Below are 26,110 nucleotides of genomic sequence, written 5' to 3' on the forward strand. Positions count from 1 at the left end.
CGCACGCCCCGTGCGTGCGGCCCGCCGCTGCATACCCCCCACTCCGTGAGCAGGACCCGCGGGCCGCCTTCCGGGCGGTCGCGCGCGCAGAGCAGAAGGGCACGACAGAGACGATGGCACCGACGACGAAGCCGGCCGGCGACGGCAGTGGCCTGGTGGAGATGTCCTGGGACCCGATCACCCGGATCGTGGGCAGCCTGGGCATCCACACGAAGATCGACTTCAAGCAGAAGAAGGTCGCCGAGTGCTACAGCACGTCGTCGGTCTTTCGCGGCTACAGCGTCTTCATGCGCGGCAAGGACCCGCGGGACGCGCACTTCATCACCAGCCGGATCTGCGGCATCTGCGGTGACAACCACGCCACCTGTTCCGTCTACGCGCAGAACATGGCCTACGGCGTGAAGCCGCCGCACCTCGGCGAGTGGATCATCAACCTCGGCGAGGCGGCCGAGTACATGTTCGACCACAACATCTTCCAGGAGAACCTGGTCGGGGTCGACTACTGCGAGAAGATGGTCCGCGAGACCAACCCCGGGGTGCTGGAGCTGGCCGAGCGCACCGAGGCCCCGCACGCGGGCGACCACGGGTACAAGACGATCGCCGACATCATGCGCTCGCTCAACCCGATCGAGGGCGAGTTCTACCGCGAGGCGCTCCAGGTCAGCCGCTACACCCGGGAGATGTTCTGCCTGATGGAGGGTCGCCACGTGCACCCCTCCACGCTCTACCCGGGCGGCGTCGGCACGGTGGCCACGGTCCAGCTCTTCACCGACTACCTGAGCCGGCTGATGCGCTACGTGGAGTTCATGAAGAAGGTCGTGCCGCTGCACGACGACCTCTTCGACTTCTTCTACCAGGCGCTGCCCGGCTACGAGGAGGTCGGCCGCCGCCGGATCCTGCTCGGCTGCTGGGGCAGCCTCAACGACCCGGACCACTGCGACTTCACCTACCGGAACATGACGGACTGGGGTCGCAAGATGTTCGTCACCCCGGGCGTGATCGTCGACGGCAAGCTGGTCACCAACGACCTCACCGAGATCAACCTCGGCATCCGGATCCTGCTCGGCAGCTCCTACTACCAGGACTGGCAGGGCCAGGAGCAGTTCGTCACCCACGACCCGCTGGGCAACCCGGTCGACCCGCGGCACCCGTGGAACCAGCACACCATCCCGCAGCCGCAGAAGCGCAACTTCGAGGACAAGTACAGCTGGGTGATGTCCCCGCGCTGGTTCGACGGCAAGGACTACCTGGCGCTGGACACCGGCGGCGGCCCGATCGCCCGGCTCTGGTCCACCGCGCTGTCCGGCCTGGTCGACATCGGCTACATCAAGGCGACCGGCCACAGCGTGGTGATCAACCTGCCGAAGTCGATGACCAAGCCGGAGACCACCTTCGAGTGGAAGATCCCGCAGTGGAGCAACGCGATCGAGCGCAACCGGGCCCGCACCTACTTCCAGGCCTACGCGGCCGCCGCCGCCCTGCACTTCGCCGAGAAGGCGCTGGGTGAGGTGCGGGCCGGCAAGACCCAGACCTGGGAGAAGTTCGAGGTGCCGGACGAGGGCATCGGCTGCGGCTTCACCGAGGCGGTGCGCGGCGTGCTCTCGCACCACATGGTGATCCGGGACGGCAAGATCGCCAACTACCACCCGTACCCGCCCACCCCGTGGAACGCCAGCGTCCGGGACAGCTACGGGACGCCCGGGCCCTACGAGGACGCGGTGCAGAACACCCCGATCTTCGAGGAGAACTCCCCGGAGAACTTCAAGGGCATCGACATCATGCGCGCCGTGCGCAGCTTCGACCCCTGCCTGCCCTGCGGCGTGCACATGTACGTGGGCAACGGCAGGACCGTACAGACCATGCACGTGCCCACCGGCCTGAGCGGACTCACGGCATGACGGCGGAGGAGCTGGGCGTGCGGGTCCAGCAGGTGCTCGACCAGCTCGACGATGCCGGGCAGCGCGAGGCCGCCGAGGAACTGGTCCGCACCCTGATGGACTTCTACGGCGCGGGCCTGGCCCGGGCGGCCGAGCTGTTGCCCGCCGAGGCACTCGGCGACGAACTGGTCGCCGGACTGCTGGTGTTGCACGACCTGCACCCGCAGGACCTGGGGACCCGGATCGGGCACGCGCTGGCGGCGGTGCCCGGCTGGGCGGTGCAGCGGTTGGACGTCGAGCGCGGTGAACTGACGCTCCGTCAGACCGATGAGGGCGGCGGCTGCGGCTGCGGATCCGCGCAGGACGGGGAGCGGGTCGAACAGCTGCTGGCCTGCTTCGCCCCCGAGCTCACGGCGGTCGAACTGGCCAAGCAGCCCACGCTGTTGCAGATCGGCACCCGCCCCGTGGCGGAGGTCCGGTGAGCGTGCGTCAGCTCACCGGCCCCGGCACCGCGCTGCTCCGCCGGCTGCGCGAGCCGGCGCCGCCGCAGCCGGAGCGTTGCGAGTTCTGCGACGTCCACCTGCCGGGCGAGCACCGGCACCTGGCGGACCGCGACGAGCGTGCGCTGGTCTGCGTCTGCCCGGCCTGCGCCCTGCTGTTCCATCAGCCGGGCGCGGCCGGCGGCCGCTACCGAGGGCTGTCCGGGCGCTATCTGGTGGACCCGGAGCACCAGTTGGACGAGCCGGCCTGGCAGGCGTTGCGGATCCCGGTCAGCACCGCGTTCCTGTTCCGGGACACCGCGCTGGACCGGCTGGTGACCCTCTACCCGAGTCCGGCCGGGGCCGCGGAGGCCGAGCTCGACGAGGCGGCCTGGCAGACGGTGCTGGACGGCAGCCGGCTCGCCGCCGAACTGGAGCCGGACACCGAGGCGTTGCTGCTGCGCCGGACGGCGGGGCGGATCGACTGCTACCTGGTGCCGATCGACGTCTGCTACGAACTGGTCGGCCGGCTGCGGCTCTGCTGGCACGGCTTCGACGGCGGCGCTGAGGCCCGCGCCGAGCTGGACGGCTTCTTCGGCCGGCTGTCCGAGCGGGCCAGGACCCCGAAGGCGCAGGTGCGGCCGTGACCGAACTCTCCTTCGCCTGCGCCGGGGTGCGCTCCGACCCGTACGCGGCCGGACCCACCCTGATCTTCCGGCTGCGGATCACGGCCGGCGGTGGTGCCCGGGTGCACGCCCTCGCGCTGCGCTGCCAGATGCGGATCGAACCGGCCCGCCGCCCCTACGGCGAGGCCGAGGGCGAGCGGCTGGCCGACCTGTTCGGCGAGCGCTCGCGCTGGGGCAGCACGCTCAACCCGATCCAGTTCGCCCAGGTCTCGCTGATGGTCCCCGGCTTCGAGGGGGAGACCGAGGTGGACATGGTGGTGCCCTGCACCTACGACCTGGAGGTCGCAGCAGGCCGCTACCTGCGGGCGCTGGAGGGCGGCGAGGTGCCGCTGCTGCTGCTCTTCTCCGGCACCGCCTTCTCCGGCCCCAACGGCTTCCAGGTCACCCCGGTGCCCTGGGACAAGGAGGCGGTGGTGCGGATGCCGGCCACCGTCTGGCGGGACGCGATGGACCAGCACTTCCCCGGCTGCGGCTGGCTGCGGCTGCCCGGCGACCTGATGGACGAGCTGCTCGCCTACCGCTCACGGCACGCGCTGCCCTCCTGGGAGGCGACGGTCCGTGAGCTGCTGGGACGGGTCCCGATCGAGGAGGCGGTGCGATGACGGCGGTCCCGGCCCAGTTGGAGACCCGTTTCGCGGTGGCTCGGCAGATCGCCGACGCGGTGCTCTTCGAGGGCTATGTGCTCTATCCGTACCGGGCCTCGGCCGCCAAGAACCGGCTGCGCTGGCAGTTCGGCGTGCTGGTCCCACCGGGCTACGGCACGCAGAGCGCCGAACACTCCGGCCAGCGCACCGAATGCGTGATGGAGCCGCGTCGTGGCGCCTCGCTCGCGGTGCAGCTGCGCTTCCTGCGGGCCCGGCGGCGCACCGTGCAGCGGGCGCTCGGCGGCGGGGACTTCGAGACCGTCGCCGAGCTGGAGCTGGCCGACCGGGTCCTGCTCCCGTGGGACGAGGGGGTCGAGGAGCGGATCGAACTGGTGCTGCCGGTCGACCGGTTGACGGGCGACGGGATCGAGCACCCGTTCCGCTCGGCCGCCGTCGAGGAGCAGGAGGAGCTCCTCGACGGCGGCGAGCCGGTCGGCCGGCTGCTCCGGCGGTGCGAACAGCTCGACGGGGTACTGCGGTTGCGCACCCAGGAGCTGCCCGGTCCCTACCGGGCCGTGCGGTTGACCGCCGAGGTGGTCAACACCTCGGACTGGCAACCCGGTTCGGGAGACCAGCGGGAGGCGGCACTGCCGCGCTCGCTGGTCTCCGCGCACCTGCTGCTCGGCCTGGACCAGGGCGCCTTCATCTCCGCCACCGACCCGCCCGAGTGGGCCAAACCGGCGGTCGCCGACTGCCGCAGCGAGCACACCTGGCCGGTGCTGGTCGGTCCGCCGGGCGACGACTCGGTCCTGCTCTCCTCGCCGATCATCTTGGAGGACCACCCGCAGGTGGCCCCCGAGAGCCCCGGCGTGCTCTACGACGCGACCGAGATCGACGAGATCCTCGCGCTGCGCACGGCCGCGCTCACCGACCGGGAGAAGCGCGAGGCCCGGGGCACCGACGAGCGGGCCGGTGCGGTGATCGACCTCGCCGACTCGCTGCCCGCCGAGGTGCTGGAGCGCCTGCACGGCGCGGTGCGCGCGCTGCGCGAGGTGACCGCGCCCACCGAGCCGGCGGCCGACCAGCCCTGGTGGGATCCGGGCAACGATCCGCAGGTGGACCCCGAGCGGGACCGGGTGCTGGTGGACGGCCGCTCGGTCGGCGCGGGCAGCCGGGTGCTGCTGAAGCCGGGCCGCCGGCGTACCGACGCGCAGGACCTCTTCCTGGCCGGGCAGAGCGCCCTGGTGGAGGCGGTGCTGCACGACGTGGACGGTTCGGTGCACCTGGCGGTGACCATCGAGGCCGACCCGGGCGCCGACCTGTGGCGGGCCCAGGGTCGGTTCCGCTACTTCCAGCCGGACGAGGTCACACCGCTGGAGGACGAGTGACGACGCGGCAGATCCTGGTGGCCGGGGTGGGCAACATCTTCCTCGGCGACGACGGCTTCGGTGTCGAGACCGTGCGCCGGCTCGGCGAGCAACCACTGTCCGCGCAGGTGGAGGTGGTCGACTTCGGCGTGCGCGGCGTCCATCTCGCCTACCAACTGCTCGACGGCTACCGGCTGCTGGTGCTGGTCGACGCCACCGCGCGGGGCGGCCGCCCCGGCACGGTCTACCTGATCGAGGCCTCGGACGGCCCCGTCGAGCAGGTCGAGCCGGTCGGCGCGGCGGTGCTGGACGGACACCGGATGGGTCCGGACGCGGTGCTCGCGCTGCTGGGCACGCTCAGCGCCGGGACCGGCGGTTCGCCGCCCGAGCGGGTGGTGGTGGTCGGCTGCGAGCCGCAGTGCCTGGAGGAGGGCATCGGGCTGAGCGCACCTGTGGCGGCGGCCGTCGACGAGGCGGTCGCGGTGATCCGGCGCCTGCTGGACGAAACCGAGAGACCGGCCGTGGAACCGGTCGAGAGAAAGGCGGCACCATGCTGAAGTTCCTGTTTCGCAGCGCGCTCCTGGCGGGCGTCGGCGTGCTGGTCTGGCAGAACCTGCCGGACCTGAAGCGCTACCTGCGGATCATGCGCATGTGACCGTGGTCCGCACGCGGGACTACGGCGAATGGAGTACGCCCCGGACACGGTGGCGGCGCGGCTGCGAGCCGCTGCCGCCACCGTGTCCTGTAATGGTGCCCGCCGTGCACTGCCTGAGCCGTGCACACTCCGGGAAGCAGAGGGGCCGATGCACGAGATGTCGATCGCGGTGGCCGTCGTGGAGCAGGTGGAGCGGGCGGCCCGCGAGCACGGCGCGACGGGTGTCGAGGCGATCCGGCTGCAGGTCGGCGAACTGGCCGGCGTGGTGCCGCAGGCGCTCGAGTTCTGCTTCGAACTCGCCTGCGCCGGCACGGTGCTGGCGGGTGGCACGCTCGGCGTCGAGGCGGTGCCGGCCCGGGCGAGCTGTGCCCGGTGCGCGCGGGAGTGGGCGGTCGGGATGCCGCCGGACCTCGGCTGCCCGAGCTGCCCGGGCGTGGCCGGGGAGCTGCTGTCGGGGCGTGAGTTGCAGATCCTGGACGTGCGCTGGGCCGCCGAGTCCGCGTTCGCCCGAGCCGACCAGGAAGGCTGAAGCCGATGTGTCGCACGCTTGATCTCCAGCAGGCGGTGCTCGCCCGCAACGACGACAGCGCACGGGAGTTGCGCGCGGCGCTGGCCGCCCGGGGCACCCTCGCCGTCAACCTGCTCTCCAGCCCCGGCAGCGGCAAGACCGCGCTGCTGGAGCTCGAACTGGGCCTGGCCAGGGAGCGCGGGGTGCCGGTCGCGGCGCTCACCGCCGACCTGGCGACCGAGAACGACGCGACCCGGCTGGCGCGTTCGGGGGTGCCGGTCAAGCAGGTGCTCACCGACGGGCTGTGCCACCTGGAGGCGGTGATGCTGGCCGGCCACCTGGACGGCTGGTTGCCGGCGGCGACCCGGCTGCTCTTCGTGGAGAACGTCGGCAACCTGGTCTGCCCGGCCTCCTACGATCTCGGTGAGGGGCTGCGGGTGGTGCTCGCCTCGGTCACCGAGGGCGAGGACAAGCCGCTCAAGTACCCCACCGCGTTCGGGCTGGCCAATCTGGTGGTGGTCACCAAGACCGACCTCGCCGAGGCCGTGGAGTTCGACGAAGCGGCCTTCCGGGCCAATGTCGCCCGGGTCAACCCCGGTGTCGAGGTGGTGCTGAGCTCGGCCCGCGGTGGGCACGGGGTGGGCACGCTGCTGGACCGGGCGCTGGCGGTGCTGGACGGCGAGGAGGTGCACCAGCCGGTGATGGGGCGGCGGGCCGGCCACCGCCACAGCCACCCGGGCGACCACGCCAACGCGCACAGCCATGAGCTGGTGGACCGCAGTTGACGATCTGTCAGAGACGACGGGTCTTCGTCCGGGGGATCGTGCAGGGGGTCGGCTTCCGACCCTTCGTCTTCACCCTGGCCACCGAACTCGGCCTGGCCGGACACGTCACCAACACCGGTGACGGCGTGCTCGCCGAAGTGGAGGGGCCGCCGGCGGCGCTGGCCGCCTTCTGCCGGCGGATCGGGGCCGACGCGCCGCCGCTGGCCCAGGTGGCGGCGGTGGAACAGGAGAGCGTGGCGGCCACCGGCGGGACCGGCTTCGCCATCGTCTCCTCGCGGGCCGGCGGGCCGGTGCGGACCCTGATCCCCCCTGACACCGCGACCTGCGCCGACTGCCTGGCCGAGCTCGCCGACCCTGGTGACCGCCGCTACCGGCACCCGTTCATCACCTGCACCAACTGCGGTCCTCGGTTCACCATCGTGACGGGGCTGCCGTATGACCGGGCCGCCACCACCATGGCCGGCTTCCCGATGTGTCGGGACTGCGCGCGCGAGTACGCCGACCCGGCCGACCGCCGGTTCCACGCCCAGCCCGTCTCCTGCCATGCCTGCGGGCCCCGGCTGGCGCTGGTCCGGCCCGGGCGACCGCCGCTCGGTGGCGACGAAGCGATGCGGCGGGCCCGGGAGTTGCTCGGATCGGGGGCGATCCTGGCGGTCAAGGGGATCGGCGGCTACCACCTCGCCTGCGATGCCACCGACGCCGCTGCGGTCGCGCTGCTGCGGCAGCGCAAGAATCGCGGCGACAAGCCCTTCGGGGTCCTTGCCGCCTCGCTCGCCGAGCTCGAACCGCTGGTCCATCTCGACGTAGTGGAGCGGGAGTTGCTCGCCGGAATGGTCCGGCCGATCGTGCTGCTGCGGCGCCGGCCGGGGAGCGGCGGGGTCGCGGAGGCGGTCGCGCCGCGCTGCCCGGACCTCGGCGTCATGCTGCCGTACGCACCGCTGCACCACCTGCTGCTCGGCCTGCCGGGGGATCCGCCCGGGCCCCGGCTGCTGGTGCTGACCAGCGGCAACCTGGCCGGCGAGCCGATCGTCACCGACGACGCCGAGGCGTTGGAGCGCCTCGCGCCGCTGGTGGACGGCTGGTTGACGCACGACCGGCCGATCCACGTGCCGTGCGACGACTCGGTGGTGCGGGTGGTCGACGGGGAGCAGTTGCCGGTGCGCCGCTCGCGCGGCTGGGCCCCGTTGCCGGTCCCGCTGCCGGTGCCGGTCCGCCCGGTGCTCGCGGTCGGCGGGGATCTGAAGAACACCTTCGCGCTGGCCCGGGACGGCTACGCCTTCCTCTCCGGGCACATCGGCGACATGGACGACCTGGCCACCCTGCGGGCCTTCGACACCGCCGTCGAGCACCTGGGCGCGGTCACCGGTGTGACACCCGAACTGCTGGTCGCCGACCGGCATCCGGGCTACCGCTCGCTCCGGCAGGCCGAACGTGCCGCTCGGGGACGGCCGGTGGCCCGGGTGCAGCACCATCACGCGCACGTCGCGGCCGCCATGGCCGAGCACGGGCTGGACGGCAGTGCGCCGGTGATCGGGATCGCCTTCGACGGCACCGGCTACGGTGAGGACGGCGCGGTCTGGGGCGGCGAGGTGCTGCTGGCGGACTACGACGGGTTCCGGCGCTTCGCGCACCTCGGCTACGTGCCGCTGCCGGGCGGCGACGCAGCGGTGGTCCGCCCCTACCGGATGGCGCTGGCCCACCTCTGGGCGGCCGGCTTGGACTGGGCCCCTGAGCTGCCCTGCGTCCGGGCCTGCCCGGCCAGTGAACTTCCGCTTCTGGAGCGGCAGTTGTCCAGAGGCCTGAACTGCGTGCCGACCTCCAGCATGGGGCGGCTGTTCGACGCCGTCTCCGCGCTGGCGGGCGTCTGCCAGCGCGCCGGCTACGAGGCGCAGGCCGCGATCGAGCTGGAGGCGGCGGCGGTCGCGTACGGCCCGGCCGACGGCTACGTGTTCGGCATCGACGAGCCGTCGGGCGACGGGCCGCTGATCGCCCAGCCCGGCCCGGTCCTTGCCGCGGTGCGGGCCGAGCTGCGGGCCGGTGCTTCGCAGGGTCTGATCGCCGCGCGGTTCCACGCCGGGGTCGCCGAACTGGTGGGCCGGCTCTGCGTATCGGCCAGGGAGCGGCACGGCCTGACGGCGGTGGCGCTGACCGGCGGGGTGTTCGCCAACGCCGTGCTGTCGGCCGCCTGCGCGCGGCGGCTGCGGGCGGACGGCTTCACCGTGCTGCGGCACCGGCGGGTCCCCCCGAACGACGGGGGCCTGGCACTCGGCCAGTTGATGGTGGCGGCGCGAGCCGCCCGTGGAGAGGAGTAGCCCATGTGCTTGGCGGTGCCCGGCAGAGTGGTGGAGATCGAGGAGCGCGACGGCGCCCGGATGGCCGTGATGGATTTCGGCGGCGTGGTCAAGGACGTGTGCCTGGAGTACCTGCCCGACCTCGCGGTCGGCGAGTACGCCATCGTGCACGTCGGGTTCGCGCTGCAGCGCCTGGACGAGGAGTCGGCCCGCCGCACCCTCGATCTGTTCGCCGAACTCGGCCTGCTGATGGAGGAGTTCGGTGACCCGTGGGAGGCGGCCGCGGCGAGCGGCGCCGGTGAGGAGTTGCAGCGGTGAAGTACCTGGAGGAGTTCCAGAATCCGGAACTGGCTCGCGGCCTGCTGGAGGACATCAAGGCGGCGGTGACCAGGCCGTGGGCGCTGATGGAGGTCTGCGGCGGCCAGACGCACACCATCATCCGCCATGGCATCGACCAACTCCTGCCGGAGGGTGTCGAGTTGATCCACGGCCCGGGCTGCCCGGTGTGCGTGACGCCGCTGGAGGTGATCGACAAGGCGCTGGAGATCGCGAGCCGACCGGGGGTGATCTTCTGCTCCTTCGGTGACATGCTGCGGGTGCCGGGCACCGACCGCGACCTGTTCCGGGTGCGCGGTGAGGGCGGCGACGTCCGGGTGGTCTACTCTCCGCTGGACGCGCTGAAGATCGCCCGGGAGAACCCGCACCGCGAGGTGGTCTTCTTCGGCATCGGCTTCGAGACCACCGCCCCGCCCAACGCGATGACGGTGTATCAGGCACGCAAGCACCGGATCGACAACTTCAGCCTGCTGGTCTCGCACGTGCGGGTGCCGCCCGCGATCGACGCGATCATGAACTCGCCCGACTGCCGGGTCCAGGGATTCCTGGCCGCCGGGCACGTGTGCAGCGTGATGGGCACCGAGGAGTATCCGGAACTGGCCGCTCGGCACCGGGTGCCGATCGTGGTGACCGGCTTCGAGCCGCTCGACATTCTCGAGGGAATCCGGCGCACCGTACGGCAGTTGGAGCGCGGCGAGCACACCGTCGAGAACGCCTACGAACGTGCGGTGCGGCCGGAGGGCAACCCGGCCGCCCGGGCCATGCTGGAGGACGTCTTCGAGGTCACCGACCGGGCCTGGCGCGGCATCGGGGTGATCCCGCAGAGCGGGTGGCGGCTGGCCGAGCGCTACCGCGAGCACGACGCCGAGCACCGCTTCGACGTCAGCGGCATCACCACCCGGGAGTCCGAACTCTGCCGCAGCGGCGAGGTGTTGCAGGGCCTGATCAAGCCCCACGAGTGCGAGGCCTTCGGCACCACCTGCACCCCGCGCAACCCGCTGGGCGCCACCATGGTCTCCACCGAGGGCGCCTGCGCCGCCTACTACCTGTACCGGCGGCTCGGTACGCCGGTCTCCCTGGAGGTGGCCCCCGTTGGCTGAGACCCTGACCGCGCCCGACTTCTCCGGCTGGGCCTGCCCGATGCCGCTGCGCGACCATCCCCGGGTGGTGATGGGCCACGGCGGGGGTGGCGTGATGTCGGCCGAGCTGGTGACGAACATCTTCGCCCCGGCCTTCGGCGGCAGCACCCTCGCCGCGCTCGGCGACTCGGCGGTGCTCACCCTGGGCGGTGCCCGACTCGCCTTCTCCACCGACTCCTTCGTGGTGCGGCCGCTCTTCTTCCCGGGCGGTTGCATCGGCGACCTGGCGGTCAACGGGACGGTCAACGACCTGGCGATGAGCGGGGCCCGGGCCGCCTACCTCTCCTGCGGCTTCATTCTGGAGGAGGGGGTCGAGATGTCCGTGGTCGGGCGGGTCGCCCAGGCCATGGGTGCGGCCGCCGAGGCGGCCGGGGTGGAGGTGGTGACCGGCGACACCAAGGTGGTGGAGGCCGGCCACGGGGACGGCATCTACCTCAACACCGCGGGCATCGGCCTGATCCCGGCAGGTGTCGACATCCGTCCGCAGCGGGCCGTGCCCGGCGACGTGGTGATCGTCAGCGGTGCGATCGGCGTGCACGGCGTGGCGATCATGAGCGTGCGGGAGGGCCTGGAGTTCGGCGTCGAGGTGGTCAGCGACTGTGCGGCGCTCGGCGGGCTGGTGGACGCGATGCTGGCCGTCACGCCCGACCTGCACGTGCTGCGCGACCCCACCCGGGGCGGTCTGGCCGCCGCGCTGAACGAGATCGCGGTGGCCGCCGGGGTCGGGGTCGCGGTGCGGGAGCGGGCGGTGCCGGTGCCGCCCGAGGTGGCCAACGCCTGTGCGATCCTCGGCCTCGATCCGATGTACGTGGCCAACGAGGGCAAGCTGGTGGCCTTCGTGCCGCGCGAGCACGCCGAGGCCGTGCTGGCCGCGATGCGGGCCCACCCGCTGGGCGCGGGGGCGGCGGTGATCGGCGAGTGCGTGGCCGAGCACCCCGGGATGGTGGTGGCCCGGACCGCGCTGGGCGGCACCCGGGTGGTCGACCTGCCGCTGGGGGAGCAACTGCCCAGGATCTGCTGAGCCGCGCCGGTATCGGCCCGCCCGGGGCGGGCCGATACCGCTCTGTGAGGCTCCGTCAGACCGGGCTGAGCAGCGGTGAGCTGCTGCCCTCCAGGAGGACCCGGGCCACCAGGGCGGGGTTGTCGCCCATCGGGACGTGGCCGCAGTCGGGCAGCGGGATGAAGCGGGCGCCTGGGAGGAGTTGGCGGGCGCGGCGGCCCTGGGCGTGCAGCAGCAGGCGGTCGCGGGTGCCCCAGGCGATGGTGAGCGGGACGTCGGCGGGGATCGCGGTCGGGAAGTGGCGTGCCTGCTCGGCGCGCCCGGCCCGCAGCGTCTGGCGGAAGCCGGGGGCGTCGAGCAGGGCGCGGGTGTCGAGCGTGAGCTCGCCCGGGTCCAGGCGCTCGGGGTGTCCGTAGATCACGCCGAACATGAGCTTGCGGGCCTGCGGGGAGCGGGCCAGCGTGGCCCGGAGCGACTCCGGGGCGCGGGCGGCCGCACGGTGCAGGCTGAGCAGGCCGGCGGCGTAGAGGAAGCCCGGCAGGCGGTAGAAGCCGGCCGGCGAGAGCGCGGTGGCCGAGGAGACCAGGCCGCGCTGGGCGGCGCGCAGCGCGAAGAGTCCGCCGAGCGAGTTGCCCGCCACGTGCGGGCGTTCGATGCCGTGCGTGGCGAGGAAGTCGGCGAGCACGGTGAGCGCGGAGTCGACGGTGTAGGGCAGGCCGGGTGGCAGGCTCGGTGAGGCGCCGAAGCCGGGCAGGTCGACGGCGATCACTTCGCGCTCGGCGGCGAGCAGGTCGAGCACGGGCTTCCAGCCCTGCCAGCGGTGTCCGATGCCGTGCAGCAGAAGCAGGGGCGGGCCGTCGCCCCGCCGCTCGTGTACGAGGTCCATGGCGAGAGGATAAGCGGAAGTTACCCGCGAGTCATGGACTTGTGAGAATCCGCGTCAATAGTCTGACGATCATCACTCGCCCTGGCGGGTCCCTCGCTCAGCCGTGACGGGCCGCCTGAGCCCGGCTCAGTAGGCCGACCGTTTGGCCACGATCGCCCGGTGCAGGGCGTCCGGGGTGGGGCCGGTGAGCGCCTTCAGCTCGCGGATCCGGTGGCGGTTGGCCCACCGGGTGCGGCCGTCCAGCACCGCGCCCAGTTCGGCCGCGGCGGCCAGCGCGACCAGGGCGGCCTGCCAGGGCTCGACCGCTTCGACCGGTCCGCTCAGCGTGGCCTCGACCACGGCCACCAACTGCCGGTGCGCGGCCGGATCGCAGCGGATCCGGGTCCGGTTGGGGAACAGCCCGCGCGCCCGGTGGTCGCTGACGATCACCAGCCCGTCGTCCCGCAGCCGGTCCCGCACCGCGCGTTCGGTGAGGCCGGGGTTCGCGGCGATCCAGCGCCGCCACGAGCGCGGACGCAGGACCCGGCGCGGCCGCTGCTCGGCGATCTCGGCCAGGACGGCGGCGAGCACCGGGTCGAGCCCGGCCGGGGCGGGCCGGCCGAGCCGCGGGCGGCCGCGGTCGTCGATCAGCAGGCCGCGCTGCAGCAACTCGGTGAGCGCCGCCGCGCGCATGATCAGACCCAGGTGCCGGTGGTAGGAGAACTGCCTGGTCCCGGGCCGGAAGGCCAGCAGGTAGAGCCGGGCGGGGAGGGTGTCGGGCAGGTCCATCGGGTGCTCCGATCCGTCAGCAGGAGTGCCGTGCACGGGATTCATGCCCAGTTCGGTCCGGTCGAGTGCCGCGAGGACCGGCCGGCCCCAGGTTGCCCGGGAGTCACACGGGCTGGAATCCTCGCCGCGTGAGCAACGACCAGACGATGACCCGCACCACCGACTCGGCCCGCGTGGAGGCCTTCAGCGACGGGGTCTTCGCGATCGCGATCACCCTGCTCGTGCTGAACATCAAGGTGCCCGAGGCCGACACCGGGCGGGAGTTGTGGCACGCGCTGGCCGGCGAATGGCCGTCGTACTGCGCCTATCTGGTCAGCTTCCTGGTGATCGGGGTGATGTGGGTCAACCACCACACCGTCTTCAGCTACATCGCCCGGGTCGACCGCACCCTGGTCTTCCTCAACCTGCTGCTCCTGCTGGTGGTCGCCGCGCTCCCGTTCCCCACCGCGCTGCTCGCGCAGAACCTGCACCACCCGGGCGCCGCGCACGTGGCCGCGGCCGTCTACGGCGTGACCATGGTGGCCCACGCGCTCACCTTCGCGCTCTTCTGGTTCTACGTCACCAGGATCGGCCACTGCTTCGACGAGCGGGTCGACCTGCGGGCCGCCCGGGCGACCCGCGGCCGTTTCAGCCTGGGCCTGGTGGTCTATCCGATCACCGTGGCCCTCGCCTTCGTCTCGGCGCCGCTCGCGCTGGCCGTCCACGGCTTGCTGGCGGTCTACTACGCGTTCAACCAGACGCCGATTCCGACGGTTGACGTGGGATCCGAGATCGACGACGAGTGACGGTGCGTCAGGCGGGCTGCGGCAGCAGGCGGGCGAGCGGTGCCGGCAGCCACCAGTTCAGGTTGCCGAGCAGTTCCATGATGGCCGGCACCAGGACCATCCGGACCACCGTCGCGTCCAGGAAGACCGCCACCGCCAGCCCGAGGCCGAACTCCTTCACCGCGATGTCGGGGGTGGCCAGCACCGAGAGGAAGACCGTCACCATGATCGCCGCCGCCGCGGTGATCACCCGCGCGGTGCGGCCCAGGCCCAGGGCGACCGCCTCCGAGGTGTCGGCGCCCGCGTCGTACTCCTCGCGGATCCGGGAGACCAGGAAGACCTCGTAGTCGGTCGAGAGGCCGAACAGGATCGGGAAGATGAAGAGCGGCACCCAGGCCGTGATCGGCGCGGTGGTCGGGAAGCCGAGCGGGCCGTTCAGCCAGCCCCACTGCACGATCACCGTCAGCACGCCGAACGCCGCGCCCACCGAGAGCAGCGTCATCACCGCCGCCTTCAGCGCGATCGCCACCGAGCGCACCAGGAACAGCAGCAGCACCAGCGCCACCGCGATCACCGACCCGATCAGCAGCGGCAGCCGGGCGGTGACCTCGGCGGCGAAATCGGTGTCACCCGCGGTCGGGCCGCCGATGTGCACCACCAGGCCGGTACCCTGAACGGCGCCGGGGACCACCTGGCCGCGCAGCCGGGTGAGCAACTTCGGTGTCGCGGCGTCCTGGTGGGCGGTGGTCGGGTAGGCGATGAAGAGCGCGGCCTGGCCGTCCTGGCTGATCTGCGGCGGGGTGACCGCAGCGACGCCGGGGGTGTGCTGGACCGCGCTCACCAGCGGCGCGAGGTCGGCGCCACCCGGCGGCAGCGAGGCGACGATGACGAACGGCGCGTCGAACCCGGGCCCGAACCCCTCGCTGAGGATCCGGAAGGCGGTGTAGCCGGTGGTGTCGTGCGGTTCGGTGCTGTTGTCCTCGAAGCTCAGCCGCATCGAGAAGGCGGGGATGGTCAGCACGATCATCAGGGTCGCGCCCGCCACCAGCCCAATGACCGGCCGGCGTTGGATCACCCGGGCCCAGCGCTCGGCCATCGGGCTGCGCGAGCCGGTGCGGCCGAGGTAGGGGAGCTTGAAGCGGTCGATGTTGCGCCCGGTGTAGCCCAGCATCGCCGGCAGCAGGGTGATCGCGGCGATCATCGTCATCAGCACGGTCACCGAGGCCGCCACCGCCGTGGCGTTCAGCAGCCGCTGCTGGACCACGAAGAGCCCGAGCATCGCGATCACCACCGTGGCGCCCGCGAACAGCACCGAGCGCCCGGCCCGGGCGATCGCGACCACCACCGCGTCCTCGGGATCCAGACCCTGCGCCAGGCCCTCGCGGTAGCGGGTGACGATGAACAGGGCGTAGTCGATCCCGACGCCGAGCCCGAGCAGGGTGGCGATGATCGGACTGAACGACGGCGCCGGGAAGACGTATCCGAGCAGGAAGATCAGGGCCAGCCCGCTGCCGATGCCGAACAGCGCGCCGAGCATGGTCAGGCCGGTCGCGAGCAGCGAGCCGAAGGCGATCAGGATCACCAGCATCGCCGCCAGCGCCCCGATGGCGTCCGAGGCACCGCCGTACGGCGTCTCGGCCGTCACCACGTCCGCGCCGGCCAGCGCGAACACCACGCCGTCCCCGCTCGCCGCCTTGACCTGCGAGATCAGATGCTTGACCTCGGAGGTCGGCAGCGGGTTGCTGGGGGACTGCAGGGTGGCGAAGGCGGTCCGGCCGTCGGCGGAGATCTGGCCGGGCGTGGTGTACGGCGACTGGACGGACGAGATGTGCGCGGAACTGCCCAGCCGCGCGGTGAGCGCGTCGACCCGGTCGCGCACCGCCGGTGACTCGACGCCGGCCTGCGCCTGGATCGCCAGGGTCAGCGAACTGCCCTTGCGCTCGGGGAAGTGCTGCTTGATCAGGTTCTGCGCCTGCGCGGACTGCGACTTGCCGCCGGTGAAGTCGTTGTCGGCGGGTGCCGCGAAGGCGAATCCGACGAAGAGCAGCAGCGCGGTGCCGACCACCCAGAGCAGCAGGACGAACCGGCGCCTGCGGTAGCAGAAGCGGCCCAGCCGGGCGAGGCTGCCCTGGTAGGCGAAAGCCGTTGTCATACCGGACCACCCTTTTTAGGCACGGACAGCAACCGGGGGTACGGTAAGCCGCGCCGACCTCGCAGCCGGCCGAGCCCGCGCCGAGACCCACCCGATCGGCTCAGGGCGCGGCCTGAGTCACCGTCAGGCGCCAGCGCCTCTCTTGTCCGACTACAGAATCAGCAATGGTGGCACTGGTGCCACCATGGAGTCGGGTGCCAGGCTCATGGCAGACCCCCGTCGAGGTGTCCTAGTGTCGGATCATGATGATTCCACCCGTGCTGAGGCGCTCGGCGCTTCGGGTGCGGCGGGACACCGGCTTCCTGGCCGCCGGTGTCCCGCCGCACCTGGCCCTGGTGCCCGTGTGGTCCTGGGGCGCGACGGCCGCCGCCGAGACGGGGAACTGGGCTTTGGTGCTCATCGCGCCGGTCGCCCTGATCCTGCTCGGTGTCCCGGTGCTGACGGCCGTTCAGCGGTACCGCCACCGGGCACTCCTCGGAGTGGACATCCCTCGGCCGACGCCCACGCCGGAGCGGTGGTCGTGGGCGGCAGTCGCCCGACGGCTTTCCTTGACGCGTAGCTGGCGCCAGCTCGGATACCACCTTCTCCTGGGCCCGCTGGTGGCCGCGTTGGAGCTGTCGGTGCTCGCGGTGGCGGCCGCGGGCCTGGTGGGCGCCATCACCTTCGGCTGGGTGTGGGCGCTGCCGGTGGGGGTCCGCCAGGACTGGTTCGGTTACGCGACGCAGGTGCCGTGCTACACGGTGGCCGGCATCGCCCTCCTGTGTGCCGTGCCCTGGATGGCAGGGGCGGTGGCCCGGACGGAGTCGCGATTCGCGTCGGCGCTGCTCGGGCCCAGCCGGGCCCAGCGGCTCCAGGAGCGGGTCGAGTACCTGGCCGGGAGTCGCACCGACCTGATCGAGGCAGTCGACGCCGAGCGCCGCCGGATCGAGCGTGACCTGCACGACGGCACCCAGCAGCGGCTGGTCTCCCTCGCGGTCAACCTGGGCCTGGCCATGGCCACGCGCCCTGACCTGCCGGGTGAGGCCCGCGAGGTGATCGCGGAGGCGCACCTCGAGGCGAAGGAGGCGATCGCCGAACTCAACGATCTGGTACGCGGGTTGCACCCAGCCGTTCTCGAAGACCGAGGGCTGGACGCGGCGTTGTCCGGGTTGGCCGCCCGGGCACCATTGCCGGTGCGCCTGCGGGTCGATCTTGAGGAGCGGGCGGTGCCCGCTGTGGAGTCGGTCGCGTACTTCGTGATCTCCGAGGCGCTGGCCAACGTGACCAAGCACGCTCGCGCGACACGTGCCGAGGTGACCGTCAGGCGGGTCGGGAAGGTGTTGCGGCTGAATGTCACCGACGACGGACTGGGTGGTGCCGACGTCTCCGCCGGTACGGGGCTGAGTGGGCTGGCCAAGCGGGTCGGCTCCGTCGACGGGACCTTCCGCGTCAGCAGCCCCGTCGGGGGACCGACGACCATCGCGGCGGAGTTGCCGTGCGAGCGGTGATCGCCGAGGACTCGGTGCTGTTGCGGATCGGTCTGGTCAAGGTGCTGGAGATGGGTGGTTTCCAGATCGCCGCGGAAGTCGGCGACGGGGAAGCGCTGTTGGCGGCAGTGGAGGAGCACCGGCCCGAACTCGCCCTGGTGGACGTCCGGATGCCGCCCGGCTTCACCGACGAGGGGGTGCGCGCCGCGATGGTGATCCGTCGGCGGTGGCCGCGGACGGCGGTGGTGCTGCTCTCGCAGTACGTGGAGGAGCGGTACGCGGCCGACCTGCTGGCGACCAACACCAGCGGCGTGGGCTACCTGCTCAAGCAACGCGTCGCCGATGTGGGGGAGTTCGTGGAGGCGGTGCAGCGGGTCGCGGACGGGGGCACGGCGCTGGATCCGCAGGTCGTCGCCCAGCTGCTGCTGCGACGGGACAGCGACCCGCTGGACCGGCTGACCCCTCGTGAACGGGACGTACTGGGCCTCATGGCCGAGGGGCGCTCCAACGCCGGCATCGCCGAGGCGCTGACGGTCAGCGAGAGCGCGGTGGCCAAGCACATCAACAACATCTTCGCCAAGCTCGACCTGCCGGTGATCGACACGGACCACCGCCGCGTGCTCGCCGTTCTGCGCTTCTTCGGAGCGTCCCAGGCCTGACCGGCCTCTGGCGTCGGCACGGGCGGACAGCCCGGCGCTTCCTTGGCATGCGCGACTCATGTCGGGGCTGTCCGGGGTGGCCGATTCGGTGAACTCCACCCAATCGAACAGCGGTTGCCCACGATCAAGGAGAGAACCCCCAAGTGAGCGAAGCCGAGGACGGCCTGCTGCTGAGTGCCCGAGGCCCTGGGGTGCGTCTTCAAACTCCCGCCGGGCGCCGCGAATTATGAGACACCCCCTAGCGCGACGCGGACCGCGACCAGCACCGCCAGCGCCAGCCCCAGCGCCGCCCCCGCGCTGACGTGCAGGAGCAGGGCCGCGCCGCAGGCCGCGCCGCCGAGCATCGCCGCGATCGACAGCAACCGCCGCACGGTCGCGGGCCCCGCCGCGTCCGCGACCAGGCCGGTGACGGTGAGCGTGAGCACGGTGGTGGTCAGGTCGGGCAGTGCGAGCTTGCGGACCGCCGCGTTCTGCAGGCCCATCCCGCAGCCCAGCAGGATGATCAGCCCGGCTTGCGCGCCGGCCGCCTGGTGCCCGGCGGTGCCCGCCACCACCACGGCGCCTGCCACCAGCACGGTCTGGACGGTGACGATCACCCGCAGCAGCCGCTCGCCCTCGGCGATCCGGCGGGCGACCCGGCCCGCCGACCAGGCCCCGGCCACGAAGGCCGCGATGGCGAGCGTCGAGGCCCAGAGCGACAGGTTCGCCGCCCCGGCCAGCGAGAAGCCGACGAAGACCACGTTCCCGGTCATGTTGGCGACGAAGACGTGCCGCAGACCGAGATAGCTGACGGCGTCGACCACTCCGGTGACGAAGGTCAGCGCCAGCAGCAGTGGCGGCAGGGCGCCGTACTTGCCCTGGTGGGCGGGGAAGAGGCGGTCGGCGGCGCGGAGCAGGATGGTTCGCATCGCACCACCATAGGAATCGCGCGACCCCGGCGACAGCAGGGACGGCGGCGGGGCGTGGTCACGGCGGGGTCAGGCGGAATATCGCGCGGTGCGACCGGCTTGGACCAGGCAGGATGATCAAGTCCGGCAACGGGAGGAACCACCATGGCCGACAGGCTGACGATCCGTTACATCGGCGGACCCACCGCGCTCATCGAGATCGGCGGGCTGCGACTGCTCACCGACCCGACCTTCGACGGGCCCGGCGAGTACCCGATCGGTTCGCGAACCCTGGTCAAGACCGCCGGGCCGGCGGTGCCACTCTCCGAACTGGGCCCGGTGGACGCCGTGCTGCTCTCGCACGACCAGCACCCGGACAACCTGGACGCCGCCGGGCGCGGCTACCTCGAGACGGCGCCGCTGGTGCTCTCCACCGCCGCCGCGCACCAGCGCCTGGGCGCCGTGGTGCGCGCGCTGTCCACCTGGGAGCACCTCGAACTGCCGCGCCCGGACGGCGGGTTGCTGCGGATCACCGCCGTGCCGGCACTGCACGGGCCGGCCGGCTCCGAGCCGCTGGTGGGCGAGGTCACCGGCTTCGTGCTGACCGGTGCCGGGCTGCCCAGCGTCTACCTCAGTGGTGACAACGCCTCGCTGGACCTGGTGCGGGCGGTCGCCGAGCGCTTCGGTCCGGTGGAGGTGGCGGTGCTCTTCGCCGGGGCGGCTCGCACGCCGCTGGTTCCTGACGCTCCGTTGACCCTGACCAGCGCGCAGGCCGCCGAGGCCGCCGCCATCCTGGACGCCCGTCAGGTGGTGCCGCTGCATTTCGAGCACTGGGGCCACTTCACCGAGGACGGCGCCACCCTGACGGCGGCTTTCGCCGCCGGCGGGCTCGCCGACCGGCTGCGGCTGCCGAAGCCGGGGGAGACGGTCCGGTTGTGAACCGGTGGTCAACTGACGGCTCCCGGCGCCTCACCAGACCCGGTGCGGCCGGAACTGGACGCTGATCCGGGGTCCGGTGGGGCGGGTGGTCTTCGGCACGGCGTGCTCGAAGGTCCGCTGGCAGGAGCCGCCCATCACGAGCAGGTCGCCGTGCCCCAGCGCGTGCCGGGCGGTGGGCCCGGCACCGCCCGCCGGGCGCAGCAGCAGGCTGCGCGGCTCGCCGACCGAGAGGATCGCGATCATGGTGTCCCGGGTGCTCGCCCGGCCGCCCCGGTCGCCGTGCCAGGCGACGCTGTCCCGCCCGTCGCGGTAGTAGCAGAGGCCGGCGGTGCTGAAGGGCTCGCCGAGTTCGTTCGCGTAGTGCGCGCCGAGCGCTTCGCGGGCGCGGGCCAGGACGGGGTGCGGCAGCACGTCGTCCTGGCCGTAGTGGGCCAGCAGTCGGGGGACGTCGACCACCCGCTCGTACATCGGGCGCCGTTCGGCCCGCCAGGGCACCTCGGCGACCAGCCGTTCGAACAAGGCGTCGGCCCCGGTGAGCCAGCCGGGCAGCAGGTCGATCCAGGCGCCCAGGCCGAGCTCGGTGCGGGCGGTGCCGTCCAGCGGGCGCAGGCCGATCTCGTCGGCGCTGCCGAAGAGGGTGCTCTGCAAGTGGAAGGACATGCGACCAGGGTAACGCGTAAATCGAACAGATATGCGAACGGCTCGCGAGGGCCTACGCGCCGACCGTCCCGTCGATGCCCTCGCGCAGCAGGTCGGCGTGCCCGTTGTGGCGGCCGTACTCCAGCAGGACGTGCGTCATCACCATCCGCAGCGACACCTGCTCCTCCCAGCGCGGCTGGTAGCCGGCCAGGTCCAGGGAGTCGGCGGCCCGCTCGATCCGGCGCGAGTTCGCCACCTCGGCCTCCCAGGCGCCGAACGCCTCGGCCCTGGTCGAGCTGCTCGCGTCGTACGCCGCCTGGAAGTCGATCCGGTCGGACCAGACCATCGGCGCGTCCCGGTCCTCGAACACCCGGCGGAACCAGGCGCGTTCGACCTCCGCCAGGTGCCGGACCAGCCCGAGCAGGGAGAGCGTCGAGGGCGGCATCGACTGCTGCCGCAGCTGCTCGTCGGTCAGCCCCGCGCATTTCATCGCCAGCGTGTCGCGGTGGTAGTCCAGGAAGGCTCGGAGCATCTCGCGCTCGGTGCCGAAGTGCGGTGGGCCGATCCGGTTGTCGCTGGTCATGGTGGTGCTCCTGGTCCGGTGCCGATGATGCGGCGTCGAACCTACCGTCAGGTGATGCGCGCTCAGTACCGATTTCCCGCCGAGCAGCTGATCATCTCGCAGCTGCGCTACGCAAGGTAGCCGCCTCCGTGCTGCAGGTAGCCGGTGCCTCGCCTAGCGTCTTGATCAGAATCCCCGCGTGCGAGTGCGATGGAGACGATCGAGAGATGACTGGCTACCGCAGAGCGCTGGGCCCGCGCCCGGTGCGGCCGCCGGGACCGCCGGGCGCCTGGCGCCGCCGGCGCCGGCTGGTGCCGCTGTCGGAACTGGCGGCCACCTGGCCCGGGGCCGAGCTGCGGGGCGAGGACGTCGCCGTGGTCGACTGCACGCACGACAGCCGCCAGGTCCGGCCTGGCTGGCTGTTCTGCGCGATGCCCGGTGCCCAGGCGGACGGCCACGGGTACGCGGCCGCCGCCGTCCGGGCCGGCGCCCGGGCCCTGCTGGTGCAGCGCTTCCTGGACCTGGACGTGCCGCAGCTTCGGGTGCCCAATGTGCGCTGGGCGATCGGACCGGTGGCCGCCCTGCTGCACGGGCGGCCCGCCGACGGCCTGTCGATCGCCGGGGTGACCGGCACCAACGGCAAGACCACCACCAGCTACCTGCTGCACTCCGCGTTCGTCGCGGCCGGCTGGCAGGCGGGGCAGCTCGGCACGGTGGAGACCCGGATCGGCCGGCACCGCTGGGCCTCGGCGCTCACCACGCTGGAAGCGCCCGAGCTGCAGCGGGTCTTCGCCCGGATGCGCGCCGAGGAGGTCCGGGCAGCGGCGATGGAGGTCTCCTCGCACGCCCTGGACCAGCACCGGGTGGGCGGTGTCACCTTCGATGTCGGCATCTTCACCAACCTGGCGGCCGAGCACCTGGACTACCACGGCACGATGGAGCAGTACTACTACACGAAGTCGCTGCTGTTCGCCCCGGACCGCTGCCGCCAGGCGCTGATCTGCGTCGACGACGAGTGGGGTGTCCGACTGGCCGCCCAGGCCATGGTGCCGGTGCTCACCTTCGGGCACAGCGAGCGGGCCGAGGCCCGGATCACCGAGGTCCGGTGCGACCGGCTCGGCACCCGGATCCGGCTGGACTGCGCGGACGGGCCGGTGGAGCTGTCGGCTCCGGTGCTGGGCGCCTGCAACACCACCAACCTGGCGGCCGCCTACCTGGCGGCCCGCGCGATGGGGGTGCCCATGCGGTCGGCGGTGGCCGGGATCGCGAACTGCGCGGCGATCCCTGGGCGCTCCGAGCAGGTGGTGGCCGGTCAGCCGTTCCTGGTCGTGGTCGACTACGCGCACACCCCCGGCGCGCTGGCGGGCCAGCTGGCCACCTGCCGTGAGCTGCTCGGCCCCGGCGGCCGGGTGCACCTGGTGGTCGGCTGCCGCGGCGGCCGCGACCGCTACAAGCGTCCCGAGACCGGGCAGGTCGCGCTGAGCGCCGACACCGCGATCCTGACCAGCGACAGCCCGGGGGACGAGGATCCGCGGGCGATCGTCGAGCAGATGCTGGCCGGCTGCCTGGAGCGGCACGGCTGTCGGATCGTGGTGGAGCCCGACCGGGCCGCCGCGATCAGCCTGGCCGTCGCCACCGCCGACCCCGGTGACGTGGTGCTGGTGGTCGGCCGTGGGCACGAGACCACCCAGCACGTGGCGGGCCAGGACATCCCGTTCGACGACCGCGAGCACGCCCGCGTCGCCCTGGCCGCCCGTGGCTGGACCGGCGGGGGTCGGGTCGGCGACGAGGTGCGGGAGGCGGCCGGGCGGAGCAGGGCGCGGGTGAACGCCCGGGCACGGGCGCGGGCCGGAACGAGGCGACCGGGCCTCGGGGTGACGTCCTGCGACCTGACGCACGGCATGGCCGAGCAGGCCCGGATCGGGTTCACCGATCCGGCCGACGAGGCGTCCGCACACCCGGTGCCGCGGCTGTGAGGTCGCACCTCGTGCCGCTCGCCGGGCGGATCCGCCCGGAACTGGCGATGGCGGCCGGCACCGCGCTGTCCCGGCTGACCGGCCTGGGCCGGGTCTTCGCGCTCTCCTACGCGCTCGGCATCAGCCCGCTGGCCGACGCCTACAACCTGGCCAACACCACGCCCAACATGATCTACGACCTGGTGCTCGGCGGGGTGCTCTCCGCCACCCTGGTCCCGGTCTTCGTCGCCAAGCTCCAGAGCGATCGGGGCGATCGGGGCAAGGGGGGCGAGCGAAGCGGGGACCAGGACCAGCAGGACGACGGCTGGGCCGGGGTGTCCGCCGTGCTGACGGTCTGTCTGGCCGTGCTGCTGGTGATCACCGTCCTGGTGGTGGCCGCCGCCGGACCGCTGATGCACGGCTACACGCTGGCCGCGCCGCGCGGCACGGCCGGGGTCGAGAACGCCACCGCGGTCCGGCTGCTGCGCCTGTTCGCCCCCCAGGTGCTGCTCTACGGCGTCATCGCGCTGGTCACCGCCGTCCTCAACAGCATCCGCCGCTTCGCGCTGGCCACCTTCGCCCCGATCGCCAACAACCTGGCGCTGATCGCCCTGCTGCTCGGGCTCTCCGGACCGCTGCACCGCGCCGCGCAGGCCGCCGGCTCTCCCACCGAGCCGCGGCTGCTCCTGCTGCTCGGCCTCGGCACCACCGCCGGGGTAGCCGCCCAGGCGCTGGTGCTGGCCGCCGGGGTGAGCCGTTCCGGCGCCCGGCTGCGCTGGCGCTGGGCGCCGCGTGACGCCGCGGTGCGGCAGGTGGCGGGCCTGTCCGGGTGGACCTTCGCGATGGTCGCGGCCAACCAGGCGGCGCTCTTCGCGGTCCTGCTGCTCGCCAACAGCCGCCCCGGCGGGGTGAGCGCCTACACCTACGCGTACACCTTCTTCCAGGTGCCGTTCGGCGTGGTCGCGGTCTCCATCACCGGCGCCCGCCAACCGGCCTGGGCGGCCGACTGGGCCGCCGGGCGGATCCGGGAGCTGCGCACCGAGGTGGCCGGCGGGCTGCGACTGCTGGTCCTGCTGATGGTGCCGATCGCCGCGGTGCTGGCCGCGCTGGCGGACCCGATCGTCCGGCTGTTGCTGGGCCACGGCGCGACCGGCGCGACCGGCGCAACCTTGACCGGGCAGGTGCTGGCCGTGCTGGCGATGGGGCTGCCGGGCTTCTCGGCGTACCTCTACTACGTCCGGGTCTTCCAGGCGTTGCGTGACCTGCGCTCGGCGTTCGGGCTCTACGTGCTGAACAACGGGCTGATGGTGCTGCTGGCGCTCGCCCTCTACCGCCCGTTCGGGGTGCAGGGGGTGGCCGCCGCCGTCTCGGTCGCCTACACCGCCGCCGCGCTCGCCGCGGCGGCCGTGCTGCGGCGGCGGATCGGAGCGGTGCCGGCGGAGCCGGCGGTGCTGGGGGCGCTGACCCGGGCGGTGGCGACCAGCCTGCCGGCCGGGGCGCTGGCCTGGCTCAAGGTGCGCTCGATGGAGCCCGGGCTCGGCGTGGGCGCGATGCTGCCGCTGCTCGCGGGCCTGACGGTTGCGGCCGCCGCGCTGCCGCTCTGCCTGAGCCTGGCGAGCGCGGGGCCGACCCGGCTCCTGGGCTGGGGGCGGCGGGCCGCCGCCCCGGCGGGCTCGCCCGAGCTGACGGCCGCGCCCGAGCCGTTGCCCGGGCCAGGGTCGCTGCCCGCGACCGGGCCGGGCACGTCGGCCGGCCGGGTGCGGTCGACTCAGCCGCGGCGCAGGCGGCGCGCCACCCGGCCGCCGAGGAAGGGCAACAGGTAGCCGACCGCCGCGCCGGGCACGTGCCGGACCAGCCCGGTGAGCCGGACCTCGCGCAGCACCCCGCGGCAGAGCGCGGGCTTGCCGGCCAGCAGGAAGGCCAGCGCGAAGCGCAGGTGATGCCAGGTCAGCACCCGGGCGAAGGCGGCGGCGGTCAGCGCGGTGCCGGAGCGCTCCCGGTCCAGCATCCGGAGCATCCGCCCGTACAGCCGCGGCAGGTCCTTGCTGTAGCCGGCCGGCTCGTCGCGGTAGACCACCAGCGGCAGGTCGAGCTTGACCGACATCCCCCGCTTGGCGCAGCGCAGCCAGAGGTCCCAGTCCTCGGCGCCGTCCAGCGAGGGGTCGAAGCCGCCGCAGTCGGCCAGCACCTCGGTGCGGACCAGCACGGTGGAGGTCTGGAAGCGGTTGAGCACCAGCACATCGCGGTAGCTCAGCAGGCTCTCCAGCTCCGGACCCTGCGGAACCTGGTACTCCGCTTCGCTCCGCACCCAGTCGCCGGCCAGCAGCACCGCCCCCGGGTGCCGGTGGGCGGCGGCCAGTTGGCGGGCCAGCTTGCCCGGCAGCCAGAGGTCGTCGGCGTCCAGGAACGCCACCCAGGGCTGATTCGCCGCCTGGATACCGGTGTTCCGGGCCGCCGAGGGGCCCTGGTTCTCCTGCCGGATCACCAGCACGTCGGGGAACGAGGCGGCGACCGCCGCCGTCGCGTCTTTTGAGCCGTCGTCGACGACGATCACCTGGGCGGGCGCCGGGGCTTGACGCAGCGCCGAGGCGAGCGCGGGGCCCAGGCTGTGCTCGGCGTTGTACGCGGCGATCACCACGCTGACGGGGGCCGGCTGTTCCGGCATTCCGCACCTCCTGAGGTCTCCCGGCCATGCTCGGACGGCCGGTGGCCCGAGCCGGGGAGGC

General features: G+C 72.9%; 25 protein-coding genes. 18 read left to right on the plus strand and 7 right to left on the minus strand.

Annotated elements, in window-relative coordinates:
* Positions 1–113: 113 nt before the first annotated feature.
* The 12 genes from P3T41_RS29715 (at position 114) to hypE (ending at position 11,728) form a co-directional block, all read left to right on the plus strand.
* Positions 114–1,898, plus strand: coding sequence for a nickel-dependent hydrogenase large subunit (locus P3T41_RS29715; RefSeq protein WP_280693644.1), 1,785 nt, complete (start codon positions 114–116; stop codon positions 1,896–1,898).
* Positions 1,895–2,359 (plus strand): thioredoxin, encoded by a 465-nt coding sequence (locus P3T41_RS29720; RefSeq protein ID WP_280693645.1) that lies wholly within the window; start codon positions 1,895–1,897, stop codon positions 2,357–2,359. The genes P3T41_RS29715 and P3T41_RS29720 overlap by 4 nt, the downstream gene beginning before the upstream one ends.
* Positions 2,360–2,361: 2 nt before the next feature.
* Positions 2,362–3,003: a DUF5947 family protein gene (locus P3T41_RS29725; RefSeq protein WP_280693691.1), complete on the plus strand. Its 642-nt coding sequence runs from the start codon at positions 2,362–2,364 to the stop codon at positions 3,001–3,003.
* Positions 3,000–3,644, plus strand: coding sequence for a DUF6084 family protein (locus P3T41_RS29730; RefSeq protein ID WP_280693646.1), 645 nt, complete (start codon positions 3,000–3,002; stop codon positions 3,642–3,644). Before P3T41_RS29725 ends, P3T41_RS29730 begins: the two co-directional genes overlap by 4 nt.
* On the plus strand, positions 3,641–5,014 hold the full coding sequence (locus P3T41_RS29735; protein ID WP_280693647.1) for a hypothetical protein: 1,374 nt from the start codon (positions 3,641–3,643) through the stop codon (positions 5,012–5,014). The genes P3T41_RS29730 and P3T41_RS29735 overlap by 4 nt, the downstream gene beginning before the upstream one ends.
* Complete coding sequence (locus P3T41_RS29740; RefSeq protein ID WP_280693648.1) at positions 5,011–5,550, plus strand: hydrogenase maturation protease; 540 nt, start codon at positions 5,011–5,013, stop codon at positions 5,548–5,550. Before P3T41_RS29735 ends, P3T41_RS29740 begins: the two co-directional genes overlap by 4 nt.
* A gap of 246 nt (positions 5,551–5,796) precedes the next feature.
* Positions 5,797–6,177, plus strand: coding sequence for a hydrogenase maturation nickel metallochaperone HypA (gene hypA / locus P3T41_RS29745; RefSeq protein ID WP_280693649.1), 381 nt, complete (start codon positions 5,797–5,799; stop codon positions 6,175–6,177).
* A 5-nt stretch (positions 6,178–6,182) separates the two neighbouring features.
* Positions 6,183–6,941: a hydrogenase nickel incorporation protein HypB gene (hypB, locus tag P3T41_RS29750; RefSeq protein WP_280693650.1), complete on the plus strand. Its 759-nt coding sequence runs from the start codon at positions 6,183–6,185 to the stop codon at positions 6,939–6,941.
* 2 nt (positions 6,942–6,943) lie between these two features.
* Positions 6,944–9,253 (plus strand): carbamoyltransferase HypF, encoded by a 2,310-nt coding sequence (gene hypF, locus P3T41_RS29755; RefSeq protein WP_280693692.1) that lies wholly within the window; start codon positions 6,944–6,946, stop codon positions 9,251–9,253.
* A 3-nt stretch (positions 9,254–9,256) separates the two neighbouring features.
* Positions 9,257–9,550 (plus strand): HypC/HybG/HupF family hydrogenase formation chaperone, encoded by a 294-nt coding sequence (locus P3T41_RS29760; protein ID WP_280693651.1) that lies wholly within the window; start codon positions 9,257–9,259, stop codon positions 9,548–9,550.
* Positions 9,547–10,668, plus strand: a complete 1,122-nt coding sequence (hypD, locus tag P3T41_RS29765) for a hydrogenase formation protein HypD (protein WP_280693652.1) — start codon at positions 9,547–9,549, stop codon at positions 10,666–10,668. Before P3T41_RS29760 ends, hypD begins: the two co-directional genes overlap by 4 nt.
* 40 nt (positions 10,669–10,708) lie before the next feature.
* A complete protein-coding gene (gene hypE / locus P3T41_RS29770; RefSeq protein WP_280693693.1) occupies positions 10,709–11,728 on the plus strand; it encodes a hydrogenase expression/formation protein HypE in 1,020 nt (339 codons plus the stop codon).
* A 55-nt stretch (positions 11,729–11,783) separates the two neighbouring features.
* Here hypE and P3T41_RS29775 read toward each other — a convergent pair whose 3' ends face one another.
* Positions 11,784–12,593 carry an alpha/beta fold hydrolase gene (locus P3T41_RS29775; RefSeq protein ID WP_280693653.1) on the minus strand — a complete coding sequence of 270 codons (810 nt, stop codon included), beginning with the start codon at positions 12,591–12,593 and terminating at the stop codon, positions 11,784–11,786.
* Between the two features lie 126 nt (positions 12,594–12,719).
* A complete protein-coding gene (locus P3T41_RS29780) occupies positions 12,720–13,361 on the minus strand; it encodes a GPP34 family phosphoprotein (protein ID WP_280693654.1) in 642 nt (213 codons plus the stop codon).
* 128 nt (positions 13,362–13,489) lie between these two features.
* On the opposite strand from P3T41_RS29780, the gene P3T41_RS29785 reads away from it, so the two are divergent.
* Positions 13,490–14,146 (plus strand): TMEM175 family protein, encoded by a 657-nt coding sequence (locus P3T41_RS29785; protein WP_280693655.1) that lies wholly within the window; start codon positions 13,490–13,492, stop codon positions 14,144–14,146.
* A gap of 7 nt (positions 14,147–14,153) precedes the next feature.
* Here P3T41_RS29785 and P3T41_RS29790 read toward each other — a convergent pair whose 3' ends face one another.
* Positions 14,154–16,277: an MMPL family transporter gene (locus tag P3T41_RS29790; protein ID WP_280693656.1), complete on the minus strand. Its 2,124-nt coding sequence runs from the start codon at positions 16,275–16,277 to the stop codon at positions 14,154–14,156.
* Between the two features lie 242 nt (positions 16,278–16,519).
* Between P3T41_RS29790 and P3T41_RS29795 the strand changes: the two genes are divergently transcribed.
* Together P3T41_RS29795 and P3T41_RS29800 are read left to right on the plus strand one after the other, a co-directional pair.
* Positions 16,520–17,764, plus strand: a complete 1,245-nt coding sequence (locus tag P3T41_RS29795) for a histidine kinase (RefSeq protein WP_280693657.1) — start codon at positions 16,520–16,522, stop codon at positions 17,762–17,764.
* A complete protein-coding gene (locus P3T41_RS29800; RefSeq protein WP_280693658.1) occupies positions 17,752–18,402 on the plus strand; it encodes a response regulator transcription factor in 651 nt (216 codons plus the stop codon). Before P3T41_RS29795 ends, P3T41_RS29800 begins: the two co-directional genes overlap by 13 nt.
* A 224-nt stretch (positions 18,403–18,626) precedes the next feature.
* Here P3T41_RS29800 and P3T41_RS29805 read toward each other — a convergent pair whose 3' ends face one another.
* Positions 18,627–19,310, minus strand: coding sequence for a YoaK family protein (locus P3T41_RS29805; RefSeq protein ID WP_280693659.1), 684 nt, complete (start codon positions 19,308–19,310; stop codon positions 18,627–18,629).
* Positions 19,311–19,454: 144 nt separating this feature from the next.
* On the opposite strand from P3T41_RS29805, the gene P3T41_RS29810 reads away from it, so the two are divergent.
* Complete coding sequence (locus P3T41_RS29810) at positions 19,455–20,228, plus strand: MBL fold metallo-hydrolase (RefSeq protein WP_280693660.1); 774 nt, start codon at positions 19,455–19,457, stop codon at positions 20,226–20,228.
* A gap of 30 nt (positions 20,229–20,258) precedes the next feature.
* On the opposite strand, the gene P3T41_RS29815 is transcribed toward P3T41_RS29810, so the two are convergent.
* Together P3T41_RS29815 and P3T41_RS29820 are read right to left on the minus strand one after the other, a co-directional pair.
* Entirely contained in the window at positions 20,259–20,888 is a 630-nt protein-coding gene (locus tag P3T41_RS29815) for an alpha-ketoglutarate-dependent dioxygenase AlkB (protein ID WP_280693661.1), read from the minus strand.
* A gap of 52 nt (positions 20,889–20,940) precedes the next feature.
* Positions 20,941–21,450 carry a DinB family protein gene (locus tag P3T41_RS29820; protein WP_280693662.1) on the minus strand — a complete coding sequence of 170 codons (510 nt, stop codon included), beginning with the start codon at positions 21,448–21,450 and terminating at the stop codon, positions 20,941–20,943.
* A 206-nt stretch (positions 21,451–21,656) separates the two neighbouring features.
* On the opposite strand from P3T41_RS29820, the gene P3T41_RS29825 reads away from it, so the two are divergent.
* Complete coding sequence (locus tag P3T41_RS29825) at positions 21,657–23,405, plus strand: UDP-N-acetylmuramoyl-L-alanyl-D-glutamate--2,6-diaminopimelate ligase (protein ID WP_280693663.1); 1,749 nt, start codon at positions 21,657–21,659, stop codon at positions 23,403–23,405.
* The gene (murJ, locus tag P3T41_RS29830; protein ID WP_280693664.1) at positions 23,402–25,207 is read left to right on the plus strand and encodes a murein biosynthesis integral membrane protein MurJ; all 1,806 of its coding nucleotides are present in this window, start codon (positions 23,402–23,404) and stop codon (positions 25,205–25,207) included. Before P3T41_RS29825 ends, murJ begins: the two co-directional genes overlap by 4 nt.
* On the opposite strand, the gene P3T41_RS29835 is transcribed toward murJ, so the two are convergent.
* Positions 25,153–26,049, minus strand: coding sequence for a glycosyltransferase family A protein (locus P3T41_RS29835; protein ID WP_280693665.1), 897 nt, complete (start codon positions 26,047–26,049; stop codon positions 25,153–25,155). The two genes, murJ and P3T41_RS29835, sit on opposite strands and share 55 nt — an antisense overlap.
* Positions 26,050–26,110 lie beyond the last annotated feature (61 nt).

The organism is Kitasatospora sp. GAS204B (assembly GCF_029892155.1).
Taxonomy (GTDB): domain Bacteria; phylum Actinomycetota; class Actinomycetes; order Streptomycetales; family Streptomycetaceae; genus Kitasatospora.